Annotated in this window: 12 protein-coding genes; 5 read left to right on the top strand and 7 right to left on the bottom strand. The window is 53.1% G+C overall.

Translation table 11 applies throughout. The features are described 5' to 3' along the window. Nucleotides 1–225: 225 nt before the first annotated feature. From ACMAZB_RS01245 to ACMAZB_RS01235, 3 genes are all read left to right on the top strand, one after another. Nucleotides 226–1,626, top strand: a complete 1,401-nt coding sequence (locus ACMAZB_RS01245) for an L-serine ammonia-lyase (protein ID WP_435218899.1) — start codon at nt 226–228, stop codon at nt 1,624–1,626. A gap of 365 nt (nt 1,627–1,991) precedes the next feature. Continuing rightward, on the top strand, nt 1,992–2,309 hold the full coding sequence (locus ACMAZB_RS01240) for a flavin monoamine oxidase family protein (RefSeq protein WP_435218897.1): 318 nt from the start codon (nt 1,992–1,994) through the stop codon (nt 2,307–2,309). 59 nt (nt 2,310–2,368) lie between these two features. After that, a complete protein-coding gene (locus ACMAZB_RS01235) occupies nt 2,369–3,262 on the top strand; it encodes a flavin monoamine oxidase family protein (RefSeq protein ID WP_435218896.1) in 894 nt (297 codons plus the stop codon). An 88-nt stretch (nt 3,263–3,350) separates the two neighbouring features. On the opposite strand, the gene ACMAZB_RS01230 is transcribed toward ACMAZB_RS01235, so the two are convergent. Next, nucleotides 3,351–4,121: a 3-deoxy-D-manno-octulosonic acid kinase gene (locus tag ACMAZB_RS01230; protein ID WP_435218894.1), complete on the bottom strand. Its 771-nt coding sequence runs from the start codon at nt 4,119–4,121 to the stop codon at nt 3,351–3,353. A 179-nt stretch (nt 4,122–4,300) separates the two neighbouring features. On the opposite strand from ACMAZB_RS01230, the gene ACMAZB_RS01225 reads away from it, so the two are divergent. Continuing rightward, on the top strand, nt 4,301–5,362 hold the full coding sequence (locus ACMAZB_RS01225; RefSeq protein WP_435218892.1) for a glycosyltransferase family 9 protein: 1,062 nt from the start codon (nt 4,301–4,303) through the stop codon (nt 5,360–5,362). Between the two features lie 18 nt (nt 5,363–5,380). Here the strand turns inward: ACMAZB_RS01225 and ACMAZB_RS01220 are convergent, their stop codons facing one another. Next, on the bottom strand, nt 5,381–6,136 hold the full coding sequence (locus ACMAZB_RS01220; RefSeq protein WP_435218890.1) for a glycosyltransferase family 2 protein: 756 nt from the start codon (nt 6,134–6,136) through the stop codon (nt 5,381–5,383). Between the two features lie 67 nt (nt 6,137–6,203). Then, on the bottom strand, nt 6,204–6,989 hold the full coding sequence (locus tag ACMAZB_RS01215; RefSeq protein ID WP_435218888.1) for a glycosyltransferase family 2 protein: 786 nt from the start codon (nt 6,987–6,989) through the stop codon (nt 6,204–6,206). Nucleotides 6,990–7,351: 362 nt separating this feature from the next. Between ACMAZB_RS01215 and ACMAZB_RS01210 the strand changes: the two genes are divergently transcribed. Continuing rightward, entirely contained in the window at nt 7,352–8,629 is a 1,278-nt protein-coding gene (locus ACMAZB_RS01210; protein WP_435218886.1) for a 3-deoxy-D-manno-octulosonic acid transferase, read from the top strand. Nucleotides 8,630–8,652: 23 nt separating this feature from the next. On the opposite strand, the gene ACMAZB_RS01205 is transcribed toward ACMAZB_RS01210, so the two are convergent. The 4 genes from ACMAZB_RS01205 to ACMAZB_RS01190 form a co-directional block, all read right to left on the bottom strand. Further along, on the bottom strand, nt 8,653–9,450 hold the full coding sequence (locus tag ACMAZB_RS01205) for a crotonase/enoyl-CoA hydratase family protein (protein ID WP_435218884.1): 798 nt from the start codon (nt 9,448–9,450) through the stop codon (nt 8,653–8,655). A gap of 164 nt (nt 9,451–9,614) precedes the next feature. After that, on the bottom strand, nt 9,615–10,490 hold the full coding sequence (locus ACMAZB_RS01200) for a TIGR03619 family F420-dependent LLM class oxidoreductase (RefSeq protein WP_435218882.1): 876 nt from the start codon (nt 10,488–10,490) through the stop codon (nt 9,615–9,617). A gap of 177 nt (nt 10,491–10,667) precedes the next feature. After that, nucleotides 10,668–11,579: a P1 family peptidase gene (locus tag ACMAZB_RS01195; RefSeq protein ID WP_435218880.1), complete on the bottom strand. Its 912-nt coding sequence runs from the start codon at nt 11,577–11,579 to the stop codon at nt 10,668–10,670. A gap of 36 nt (nt 11,580–11,615) precedes the next feature. Next, on the bottom strand, nt 11,616–12,818 hold the full coding sequence (locus ACMAZB_RS01190) for a CaiB/BaiF CoA transferase family protein (protein ID WP_435218878.1): 1,203 nt from the start codon (nt 12,816–12,818) through the stop codon (nt 11,616–11,618). Between the last annotated feature and the right edge of the window lie 11 nt (nt 12,819–12,829).

The raw sequence follows: 12,829 nt of genomic DNA, 5'->3' as shown, positions 1-12,829 counted from the left end.
AAGTCCACCCGGCACCGCACAGACAGTGAAACGCGTCACTTTTTTTGGTTAGGATTGACGCGGCTTGCCTTACGAGCTGCGTCAAAGCACAAAAGTGCCGCTGGTTGAGCCGCTTATGGGGAAATCACCGTGCTTAAAAACGTCACCACACGGCGTTTTTGGCAGTAGCGCACCCATCGCTGCAACGTTAAGCTCAAAGGCGTTTCAGGGCACAGGATTAAGACCGTGTCGATTAGTGTTTTTGATTTATTTAAAGTCGGTATTGGACCTTCCAGTTCCCACACGGTAGGGCCCATGAATGCCGCGCGTCTGTTTACCAAAACATTGGAAGACACTGCGCAGATCACTGAGTGCACCCGAGTAACCGTAGAACTTTTTGGCTCCCTCGGGGCTACTGGGGCCGGTCACGGTTCGCCGAAAGCGATTATCTTGGGTTTATCTGGCGAAACTCCCGAGACAGTTAATGTCGAGAGCATTCCAGCCCGTGTAGCACAGGTACGCGAAGCAGGAAAAATCCTTTTGCTGGGCTACCACGAAGTCGACTTTAACTATCGTGATGATCTCATCATGCATCGCACCGAGACTCTGCCCTTTCACCCCAACGGTATGCGTTTCTCGGCCTTTGGTAAGACCCAAAGCCCCCTAGTAAGCCGCGTTTATTTTTCGGTAGGTGGCGGTTTTGTTGTTGACGAGACAGCAGACCAGACCGACATTATTGTCGATGATCCCACGCCCACGCCCTACCCCTTCACTACCGCTGATCAGTTGATGGCCCTGTGCAGCGAGCATGGGCTATCAATCCCTGCACTGATGATGAGCAATGAATGTGCTTGGCGCCCCGAAACTGAAATCCGCCAAAGGTTACTGGAGCTGTGGGACGTTATGGATGCCTGTATCACCCGGGGCTGCAGTACTGAAGGTGTGATGCCGGGGGGGCTCAAAGTCAAACGGCGGGCCGCTCAACTCCACCGCCAACTCAAGCGTCAAGGGGATTCTTTGGGCGACGAGTCCCTCAACACCATGGATTGGGTGACGCTCTATGCCCTGGCGGTCAACGAGGAAAACGCAGGGGGAGGACGCATTGTCACAGCGCCCACTAACGGCGCAGCAGGCATACTACCTGCCGTACTTAAGTATTATCTTGCGCATTGCAAGGGCGCTCGGGATGAGGATATCTGCCGCTTCCTACTAACGGCAGGCGCCATTGGCACCTTGTATAAAATTAATGCCTCCATATCAGGGGCTGAGGTCGGATGTCAGGGCGAAGTGGGTTCTGCCTGCTCAATGGCGGCGGGAGCCCTTGCTGATGCTTTAGGCGGGACTCCTCAGCAGGTAGAGAATGCCGCAGAAATTGCCATGGAACACAACCTTGGCCTCACCTGTGACCCTATCGGCGGGCTGGTTCAAGTGCCCTGTATTGAACGCAATGCGATGGGCGCTATTAAAGCGATCAGCGCTGCCAGAATGGCCCTGAGAGGTGACGGCAAGCACTTTGTATCCTTGGATCAGGTCATTCGCACCATGCGCGACACAGGACGTGACATGCAGGAAAAATACAAAGAGACCGCTAGGGGTGGCCTCGCCATTAACGTACTCGAGATGCCTGTCAATTTGATCGAGTGCTGAACATCCTAAGGTCGCTAAGTTAGACCAACACGGCGACCTCAAAACTATCAAAAGCGGCATCATGGTACCCAACCAGAAATAAGCTCTCGGAGCCACTGCCCCCTGATCTGGAGGTATCTCAATCGGGTTTTTGGTCGGTAAGATTGACCTGCCCAGACACCTCCGTAAATTGATATTGTCGTGCTCAACCACGCTTGCAGCCGGGTTCAAAAGATTTTCAACCTCGCTCTAGGCCGTCTTCAGGTCATTGTTTCAGCGGAGCTTTCTCGGCAACACTGCACTCAGTGTTTAATATGAGGTTTGTGTACAGCATTTTTAAAAGCGTTTATGTATCGCTATGGCGTCCTGGTGTAAGGAGTTTTTCCATGCAAGACAAATCCGAGGTCACCATCCTTGGCGCTGGGTTAGCTGGACTTGTCGCAGCCCGTGAGCTTGTCGCAGCCGGTATTCAAGTTACAGTGCTGGAGGCCCGTGATCGGGTCGGCGGCCGAACATGGACGGCGCCTTTTGCTAACACCGGCCTCAGTGTCGATCTTGGCGCGGAATGGGTCATTCCGGCGGCCCATCCCACTATGGTTGAGGAGCTCAAGCGCTACCACTTACCCTGGTTGTACCAGACGGCTGCAAAGACCTCGTCAGCGCGCTCCCCCAAGGCGTTAGCGCCGACTATCAGACCTTGCTAAAAAAAATAGATGCAGACGCAGCGCAAGTCGACCCAACAAGACCCGATTGGTATCGGGCGGTGAGCCACTTAGATTTATCGTTCTCAGACTACCTAAGCGCCTGTCCTGAATGCGCCGCTGCCAAAGATCTTCTCCTCGCGGACGGCTTCGCTTTACATGGAGCCGACCCCCATCGCTACAGCACCATCAATGTGCTGCATGACGTTGCGGCTTTTGGCGGTGCAAAGGAGGCCTTTCAAGCAGATGAGCAGCGTATTGGTGGCGGCGCACAAGCCTTGGCTTTGGCTATTGCGAAAACCATGGCTAAGGAAATACGCCTAGATTGGCGAGTTCAACGCATCCAACAGACCTTTGAGGGCTTTGAGATCGCAGGCCCTAATGGAACGCTGCTCACAAAAGCACTCATCATCACCCTTCCCGTCAATGTCCTTTCATCACTGGATATAGACGCTCAGATTGGAAGCGCGGCCCGCCGGGCCATTCAAGAGAGACACCCGGGCGCCGCCGCAAAAGGCTGGGCTTCGGTCAGCTGTCCCGAGCCTATTCACTCCTCAGGATGGCCGAATGCTGTAGAGGTCTACAGCCGACAAGGGGCCTCAACATCAGCGATTGCCACCTTCGCGGTTGCTGACCCCTGCCACGACAGTGCTTTGGAAAAATCCTGGCAAGCCGTCCGCTCCAGACACCCTAACCTCCAGTGGCACAATGAATTTTTGTCCCATGACTGGCTCAATGATCCACTGGCACAAGGAACATGGCTATCTGCCGCGCCCAAACAGCACGAAGGCTGGCATCAGCTCGCAGACAACCCTCCCCCCGTCATTTTTGCAGGTGGCGATGTCTCAAGACGGTGGTATGGGTGGATGGAGGGGGCCGTTACCTCAGGACGTGATAGCGCCCAGCGAATCCAGGCTTATCTTGCGCAGGCACCGGTAGCACCTGCAGCGGGCTAACCATTTAGCAGCTCGCACCCAAAGTGGGACGCTTTCTCATAATTTTCACCAACTGCTCCCGACTCAACCACACCTCGGTGTGGCCACATCAAATTCGGGCTTGATCGTGATATGCCGATACCAGAAGTGACCAACCTTTTGCTGACAATCCCTGAGAAAATTGCCGCTGCTTTAGCAGCGAGCGATGCAGTCGCTCAAGATTAACGCGTCGAGACCTGCCGCCCGTGGCCGGCTTCAAGGTGCAGCCATCAAAATCGATAATAAATACCTCATCGTCTCGCAATAAAATATTGCTAGCGTTCAAGTCGGTATGATTTACCCCGTTATCGTGAAATAGCGCTACCGTTCTACCGACAGCTTGCCACTGCGCCCCCCTCACGGCTTCATTTTCTACTAGGCGCTGAAGCGACGTTACGTTATCGAGACGTTCGAGAATGATGGCCCCTGAGTAGCGCCAACTTGAACGCTGAGCCAATACAGCAACCGGCTTTGGGACCGGCAGCCCGAGCGCGATTAAAGACTGGAGCAACCTAAACTCTCTAAACATGCGCGTGCGCTCATATCCGGTAAAGACGTACGATTTCTCAGACAGTTTGCGAATAAAGCCACCACGGTAATAAGGCTTCAATAGCCAACGTTGGCCCTCGTACTCGACGAAATGTGCAGCTCCACGCCCGTCGGAAATAGCCTCGAGGTTTGACCAATGAGCGCTGTCAAATAAAGCGCGGGTCGGATTAACCACGCAGGTTGCGTCGAACAATATTTTTCCAGCATCGACGTTAATTATCTCGGCTTTCATGTCTCGTACACTCACATTGCCCGCCGTCATCGGCAGCCTCGCTTTCTGGGGGTTGCTCAAACACCACGTTCCGCTCCCAGCCTAACTGAGCGTACACTAGGCGCTTTGTGATTTCGAAGGCCACTTAAATCAATGGCGAACTGTTTAACAATATTTCCCAAAGTGTCGTTGGAGTGCCACCGTCAGTGTCAAGCCTACGAGGCAAAAAACAGGTCTGCACAAAGGAATCAGGTAGCGGCATGGTAAAACCTAAGGGACGCCGCATAGGTCTGATACGCCTGTCTGCCATTGGTGACGTCTGCCATGCAGTTGCAACGGTTCAAGCTATACAGCGTCATGCCCCCGAGGATGAAATTACTTGGATCATCGGGCGAACTGAAGCCGCACTCATTGGCGATTTACCCGGGATAAACTTCATTATATTTGACAAGAAACTGGGACTGGCCGGGTTCAGAAATGTGCTCAAGGCGATTCCTGAACCGTTCGATGTACTACTGCACATGCAGGTTTCTTTTCGGGCCAACCTGTTAGCTACGGCTGTGCCGGCAAAAGCGAAATGGGGATTTCCCAAGCACTTATCAAAAGAGCTGCACGGCTTGGTCGTGAACCGGCGAGCAACCATGCCAGATAGGCCCCATGTGCTCGAAGGCTTTCAGCATTTCGCCTATGCCCTGGGCGTTCCGCCTTTTGAGCCCACATGGGCTATTCCTATTGCCCAAGAAGACCATCTTTGGGTGAGAGAGCGTCTCACTGAACACCAGCCTTATGCGGTGATTGCACCCTCTGCCAGTAATCCGGAACGCAACTGGTTAGTCGATCGCTATGCAGCACTTGCCGAACATCTCCAAACCCGAGGCTATGGGGTGGTACTAACCGCCTCACCAGCGGAAGCCGAAGTCGTGTTAGCCCAAAAAATTGTCGCCTCAGCAAACTGCGATGTGATTAATCTCGCCGGCCAAACAAGCCTCAAGCAGTTGCTGGCGGTCGTGGCAAAGGCCGGTCTTGTCATAGCACCTGACAGCGGGACCGCCCACATGGCTGTTACACAAAATACCCCAACAATAGGGCTATATGCCCACAGCAACCCGCAGCGAACGGGACCCTATAAATATCAGAATCTAACCATCGACGCTTATCACAAAAATCTAGAACGTCTTAAACCAGAATCATCAAAGACACCAAAGTGGGGCACCAGGCTCAAAGGTGCGCAGTTAATGGAAGACATTTCGCTGTCTCAGGTCATTAACAAAGTCGATGAGGTATTGCGCACTCTGCAGCTGAACGACGACAGTGCTACCTAGCACCCCTGAAGTGAAAAGCTAGGAGCGGCCAGAGTCTCTCTCGATCATCCAAAGATAGGCCTCTTTCATAAACGCATAAAAGGACTCGACTGTCGCTTGCACCAAGCCACGCCAACCCGAAAAAATAAGTCCGCGCAACAGATAAACCTTGATAAACGTGACCGGGAAAATAAACAGTAATTTCACACCGCTGAAGCGTTTTCCTGCAAGAAATTTGTCCTGTGCCCGTAGCTTCGCGTAGCGCACGTGTTTGGTCGCGTAGACCCCTAGGTCGTTGTACCCCCAGTGGGTCAGTGTGTGCTGAGTCGTAACCTGCCGACCCTCTCCCTGAATGTTTTCGTGAACCCGTCGATCACTTGGATAGCGCACGAGTGACTTTTTAAAGGCACGGGTAATGGCCCGTTTACGAGACCTAGGATGCATAGGAGCGCCCATGAATATGTCCTCAATGCGCAGGCGGATAAGGTCCCATTCATTTGAGGCAATCAATACTTTGAGTTCTTGCAACAGCAAAGGCGGCACAACTTCGTCGCCATCGAGATTTAAACACCATTCGTTGCGGCATAAGCCCATAGCGAAGGCTTTTTGCTGAGAAAACCCCTCCCAATCGTGGTGTAAGACCCGGGCACCTTCACGGCGAGCGATTGCCACTGTGTCATCGGTTGAGCCAGAGTCAACGACAATAACCTCATCAAAGCCGGCGACACTTTTGACCGTAGCACCGATGGTGTCTGCCTCGTTCAAGGTGACAATAAATACACTGACGTTGGTCATGGAGTGGAGATCTCGGGCGACCGTAATTTAAGCGCGGCGCAGGCGCATCGAGTCACATTGTCACAAATCACAAAGACCCCTCCTGGCTTACAGGAGTGCTGCGCTGTAAAACCACCAGCCCTGCGTATTTATTAAAGGCATATTGCCCCAGTACGAGAGCCAGCAAAAAACCCCTCCAGCCATCTAAAAAGCCCAACCGAAGCAGGTACTGCTGAGTGAAGTCAGTAAAAAATCGTAGGCTTGCGTAGGGGAGAGAGCTGCGTTTCCCCGATTTAAATTTATCAGCAGCACTGAGCGCTGCGTACTGGATATGCTTTTCCTGAAGGTGACGATAATCACGCCAACTGTAATGCAATAATTTGGCCCTCAAACGGTGAACTGTTTCAGTGGGCAAGATCAACGTTTCGTGCACCGCGGCATCTTTAAAGCGCGCCCCTTTTTTATAAAACAGCTTCCCCTGAGGCGATGCATACCGACCAAAGTTAACCGCCTTACCAAATAAAATCGTTTGCCAGGGTATCTTGACCAAGGTCTCTTTGATGGCATCTTGGCTCAAAAATTGATCGATTTCAGCCCGCAGCTCTCTTGTAACCTCTTCATCAGCGTCGATATTCAACACCCATTCATGCTGACAATAGGTCAACGCTCGATTGCGCTGCGCTCCAAAACCGGGCCAATCCGTGCAATGAACCTCTGCGCCATAGCGTTTGGCTATTTCCACGGTATCGTCCGAGCTTCCGCTATCTAAAATAACCAGTTGGTCTACCCACCCCGCGAGTCCTTTGAGACAGCGATCGAGTCGGTCACCTTCGTTGCACACAATGAGAAAACAGGAGAGCTTATGTTTACGCATGAATCACTCAACTATGAAAAGCCTGTAAAACTTTGCAGTGGCCTACAACCGAGGCTCGCCTACCGATGCAGCGCAGACTTCGCAGCAAAGCGCGGCGCATTGCCGGTTACTATCGCCCGTGAACCGCTCGCCCTGCAAGGATAAAAACCCACGACTACCATGCTCCCTAGGCTCTGATCACTATCCCCAACTGACAGACCTTGCCTGAAATACATCAGATAATGTTTAAGCCCGCATCTTCGCCGTGGCTCACGCAATAGCACCGGGCCCAGTCACTTTGGCGGCATTTCTAGAGATCGAGGCGACCTACGGGCCGGGTTGAGTATACTGCGCGCTGGCAGTGGTTTGATGGTGACATTTAAATGCGCCGAATATACGGTCTGTTAACTTTGCTCTTATTACCCGTGTTTTGGGTCGGACTGCTGTGGCTTTCGATAAAGCAACCGGGGTATCGCAAAAATTTATCACAGCGACTGGGCCGAAACCTGCCACTACTGGAGTCCTCTAGCAAACAACGACTGTGGGTCCACGCCGTCAGTGTTGGCGAAACGCTGGCCATAGCCCCTCTCGTTGAAAGACTCCTCAGCGCGCGTTCTGACCTCAGTGTATTGATCACATCGACCACGCCAACCGGCGCAGAACAGGTACAACGACTGTTTGGTGATCGAGTACACAGCGCGTGGTTTCCATTCGATAGCCCGGGGGCCATCACCCGATCACTTGATCATTGGCAACCAAACGCCCTGATATTGGTTGAAACAGAACTCTGGCCCGAACTCATTCGCCAATGCAGCTATCGCGGAATTACAACCTTGCTTTTAAATGCCCGCTTGTCCCAGCGATCCCTGCGGCGCTACGGGCGGCTGGGGAGCTTGATGCGCAACTCCGTCACAAGCCTGCATCATATTGCTTGTCAGCACGTATCGGACGCCCAACATTTTCAGGCATTAGGGGCACTGGAAGACCGACTGTCGGTGGTCGGCAGTCTCAAATTTGACATGCCAAAACTGGCCCTGGAGCAACAACGGGATGCACTCGCTCTAGATCTAGGCACCCGGGCCTCTGGGCGTCCCGTCCTATTAGCGGCCAGCACTCATACTGGAGAAGACCTATTAGTGATCAATGCTTTCCTCAAAGTCCGCGAGGAACACCCCAGCGCATTACTCTGGCTGGCACCGAGACACCCGGAACGCTCTGCCGCCATTCTAGCGCTCATTGCGACAGCCAAGCTCACTGCAATTAGGCGATCCTCAGGGCAAACCGTCGGGGACTCTACCGAGGTTTTATTGATCGATACCCTTGGGGAATTACCAGCCTTTATGGGGCTGGCTTCTGCGGTATTCATAGGAGGCAGCCTGGTTGAGCATGGTGGGCACAATCCTTTGGAGGCCCTGGTCTTTGGCAAGCCCGTGATATCGGGCCCATTCACCACCAATTTTTCGAACCTCTACCAAACCCTAGAGGCTGAAGGCTTAGTCTCCCTCGTTGGCGACGGCGATGGGTTGGCGGAAGCACTGAGCCAATCCTTAAAATTAGAGCATCGCGAACGCTATGACGCTCAAGGGCCCCGCTTTGTCGATCAGCATCGTGGCGCGCTTCAGGCGCAGTGTGACATCGTCGAAGCCGCACTCAGCGCCTAGCGAAGACTGAACACACCCTCAAATCAATCTCCCGTGAAGTGGGGCGTCCGCTTTTCAAGAAAGGCTGCTACGGCCTCACGGTGGTCCCGTGATTGATGGGCACCACCTTGATTTTTAGCTGCCGTGTTGAGAGCCTCCACCAGGGTTTGGTCGCAGGCCTGACGTAACATTTTCCGCGCTAAACCCACCGCACCCGGGGGGTTTTCTGCAATGCGTTGTGCCAAGGCGTGACAGGTAGGCAACAGCTCTTCAGGTGTGACGACACGGGACACCAACCCCCATGCCAAGGCTGTCTCGGCGTCGATCTTGTCACCTGTCAGCGCCATTTCGGCGGCGCGAGAAAAGCCCACAATTCGGGGCAATAACCAAGCACCGCCATCACCCGGAATTAACCCCAATTTTACAAAGCTCTCGGCAAAAACCGCCGATGTGGAAGCAACACGGAGATCACACATACAGGTTAAATCACAGCCCGCGCCAATCGCAGCTCCATTAACCGCCGCAATCACCGGCACACTCAAAGCTTCCATTGCTAGGGGGATACGCTGAATACCCTTTCGATAATTATCGGCCGTTGCTTGTGGTGTATCACCAATCAAGCTTTCGGGTCCGGCTTGCATTTGCCTAAGGTCACCCCCAGAGCAGAAAGCTTTCCCTGCCCCCGTTAAAATAACCACGCGTACCGATGGGTCGGCGTCTGCCGCCTCAAGAGCATCTACCAGTGCGTCCACCATAGCTAAGTCGGTAATGGGATTGCGTCGATCGGGACGATTTAAGGTCAGCGTTAAAATTGCGCCGTCCTGTTCAGTCAGGATATCCATTGCAGTGTTCACTCGCAGTGTCATTGTTGAATCAGGAAGTTTATCTCAGGAAAAAGCCCACAAGGTATCGTTGCCTTGAACAAACAACCAGCGCCACGCGTTAGTAGCGCTGTTACCTAATAACCCGCAGACACTGGAGCTCAAGGAACCAAAAACATTATGTCTTAGGCGCGGTGTGGTCCGATGAACTCGGTCGCATACCAGTTGAGCATTTGGATTTTTTTCTCTAGGGAATGATCAGGTTCCAATTCGTAAACGTTGCGAAAGGCAATAACAACGTCAGTTACGCCCAGCGCTTCCAACTCCGCAATACCCGCCGGCGTAAACGCATTTTGTCCTGTGGTGAAAATTTTAAAAGGCCGATCAACAGTGCCATATTCCTCACGCCATTGCTTGAGCTTAGTAATGTAATCAGTAAGTTGCGACATATCCGCTCCGGCACACATCCAGCCGTCGCCCACGCGGGCCGCCCGCTTCAGCGCCGGATCTGAATGTCCCCCCATTAAGATGGGTGTTGGCGCGGTAGGGGCAGGACACATTTTATTGGCAGGCATACTGTGCAACTCGCCCTCAAAACTGAAAAACTCCCCGCTCTCAAGACCTCTTAAAATGGCCAGCTGCTCATCAAATCGCTTACCGCGACGCTCCCATGGGATGCCACAAACGGCGAAGTCCTCCTCCCAAGGGCTTATACCCACGCCAAAATCAAAACGATTACCCGACAACTGCTGAATACTTTGCACCTGTTTGGCCACCACAGGCGCCTGTCGCACGGCCAGTTTGTAAACAAAGGTCGCAAAACGAATGGTATCGGTGACCGCCGCCATTGCTGAAACCGCAATAAGACTCTCTAAAAACGGCACGCTTTCAAGAAACTCTCTGCTGCCGTCTTTGTTGTATGGGTACTTCGAGCTGCACTCTTGGGGGTAACAAATGCTGTCAGGTATCGTAATGCCGTCATAGCCAGCAGCTTCAGCGGCCTTAGCTAAAGGTAAGTAATGGTCGGCGTCACTCATGCCCACTTGATAGCTGAATCGCATTCAAACCTCCTTATTGACTGTCCGTCGCTGCTCTGGAATGTGCTCTCTCTGGAAGGCTAAAAGCGTTTGGCAGCCATTGAACAGATAGTACGCAAAATTTGGTATCAGTTGGGTTTATGTACGCAGCCAAAGGCCATGAAGACTGGTCTCAAATCGAAGATCACGACCCGCCCATGGCTAATGGCTACTGGCTACACCGTTATGAATTGCAACCTCAACAGCATCTGCCGCAAGCATACCCAGTCGATTTAAATTCATGGGTCCATGAGTACCCGTACCCGCAGCAAAAAGCGTATCGCCATCATATAAAGTGTGCGCCGGACGAATCGCCCTTGCGAGTCCGTCATGAGCCATTTGTGCCACTTTCAAGGCTTCACTTTTAGTCAATGTGGCATTTGTGACAATGGCGCCAATGGTTGTGTTGCTTCCAGGAAAATCACCAGAAGCGCTGTAATTTTCAGCGTTCCGCAAAGAAACTGGCGCCGTGCTAGCTCCCAGAAGCTGGCCGTCCCGACCAAACACCTCGCCATAGGGATTCACCGCCACAATCGCAGCCACACAGAAGCCATCCGCCAGAGCAATACAATGGGCACCCAGACCAGATATTGAGGCGTATTCGCGGCCATATATTTTCCCCAACGTAGCCCCGCATCCAGCCCCCACAGCGCCTGTTTCAATACGCCGCGCGGTAGCCGCCTCTGCCGCTTTTCGACCCATTAGCATGTCGGGACGAGCGCTCGCACTACCCACACCGAGGTCAAACAGTACGGCCCCTGTCACGATAGGCACTTTTGCGATGCCGGTATCAAAGCCAACGTCATTCTCTTCAAGTACCTGAACAACACCGCTCATGGCATCCAGACCCCAAACGCTGCCTCCAGACAAGACAATGGCATGAACCTTGTCGATGAGATTTTCTGGCTTCAGCAGATCTGTTTCGCGGGTGCCCGGTGCCGCACCGCGAACATCTACGGCGGCTACCGCACCCGCGTCAAAGCGCAGCACCGTCACCCCGGTTTTACCCAAGGGATCACTAGCTTGGCCACAGGTAAAGCCCTCTAACGCCCCCAAGTCACAGTAATTTGGCATCGGCAAACCTCTTCTGTCGTGTCGCACCTGAAAAAATTATGCCGTCGCCAATTTTCCAGATTCGAGTAGCTCGCCTACCTGACTCTCGGTAAAGCCCAGCTCTGTCATTACTTCAACACTGTGTTCACCCAGAGACGGCGACGGTTCAGCCAATGAGCTGTCGATACCGGCAAACTGGATCGGCGGCGCTGGGCTGGTCAGGCGGCCCAAGTTCTCAGTGACATAAGTTTCAAGCAGACCCAAGGTCTCTATTTGAACATTTCTAGTGAGGGTGTCCCTCGATTCACAGGGTGCACTGGGAATATCGGCCGCCTCAAAGGCCGTCATAATTTCCTCGACTTTGAGATGACGCATGCCGTCTTTTAAAACGCTAGAAAACTCTCCTAGATGCATAAATCGTGACACAACCGTGGCAAATCTAGGGTCGGATCTAAGCTCTTCACGGCCAACTAAAGTCAGCACCGTTTCCCAATGATGATCTAATAAAATAGACGCAGCCACAGCACCATCGGAACCCTGAATTGTTTGGTAGCTCTCAGATATGGGCGGCATTTGAAAAGCATCATCGTCGTGCAATGTTCGGTGCATCATGCCATCAGGCCACATGAAAGCTAGGCAGGCATGTAACATTGAAATATCTATGTGCTGACCTTCCCCGGTAGAGTGTCGCGCCAGTAACGCCGCGGTCACCGCTTGGGCTGTTGTATAGGCGGTGACCTTGTCGCACATCAGCATTCGAACGAATGCAAACTCATCATCGCCGCCCTGGAGCCCCGTGATACCCGCTATACCCTGAATCACGTGATCATAAGCGGGTCGATCACGCAGAGGGCCTCGTGTGCCAAAACCCGTCACAGCAACGTTTATCAGGCGCGGGTTGAGGGCTCGAAGTGTGTCGCTTCCCAAACCCAGCTGCGTCATGACACCCGGCCGGTAATTATTGAGAACAACGTCCGCACGGACTGCCAAGCGTTTTACCGCTTCAACACCCATCTCATGCTTAAGATTGATAGCTAGTGAACGCTTACCGCGGTTGCAGTTATGAAACAGTGCCGAGGTTCCATTTTTCTGGCTACCGAGTTTGCGCATGGGATCGCCGCCTCGTACCGGCTCCACTTTAATCACTTGAGCGCCCTGTGAGCGCAGCGTCATGGCAGCCAGTGAGCAAGTAACCATGGTGGACAGCTCAACAATTTGAACTCCAGCCAGAGGCTGTTCAGCTGAGGGCGTCTCTGACATCGTTTTAAGGC

It is taken from the genome of Luminiphilus sp. nBUS_07, from assembly GCF_051201685.1.
Taxonomy (GTDB): domain Bacteria; phylum Pseudomonadota; class Gammaproteobacteria; order Pseudomonadales; family Halieaceae; genus Luminiphilus.
The sequence above is the reverse complement of the archived record's forward strand: the minus strand, read 5'-3'. Positions and strand labels throughout refer to the sequence as shown.

Coding starts and splice junctions, on each gene's coding strand:
- ACMAZB_RS01215 (WP_435218888.1), bottom strand. CDS start 6,989: ATGCGTAAACATAAGCTCTCCTGTTTTCTCATTGTGTGCAACGAAGGT.
- ACMAZB_RS01195 (WP_435218880.1), bottom strand. CDS start 11,579: ATGCCAAATTACTGTGACTTGGGGGCGTTAGAGGGCTTTACCTGTGGC.
- ACMAZB_RS01205 (WP_435218884.1), bottom strand. CDS start 9,450: ATGGATATCCTGACTGAACAGGACGGCGCAATTTTAACGCTGACCTTA.
- ACMAZB_RS01200 (WP_435218882.1), bottom strand. CDS start 10,490: ATGCGATTCAGCTATCAAGTGGGCATGAGTGACGCCGACCATTACTTA.
- ACMAZB_RS01240 (WP_435218897.1), top strand. CDS start 1,992: ATGCAAGACAAATCCGAGGTCACCATCCTTGGCGCTGGGTTAGCTGGA.
- ACMAZB_RS01225 (WP_435218892.1), top strand. CDS start 4,301: ATGGTAAAACCTAAGGGACGCCGCATAGGTCTGATACGCCTGTCTGCC.
- ACMAZB_RS01220 (WP_435218890.1), bottom strand. CDS start 6,136: ATGACCAACGTCAGTGTATTTATTGTCACCTTGAACGAGGCAGACACC.
- ACMAZB_RS01190 (WP_435218878.1), bottom strand. CDS start 12,818: ATGTCAGAGACGCCCTCAGCTGAACAGCCTCTGGCTGGAGTTCAAATT.
- ACMAZB_RS01210 (WP_435218886.1), top strand. CDS start 7,352: ATGCGCCGAATATACGGTCTGTTAACTTTGCTCTTATTACCCGTGTTT.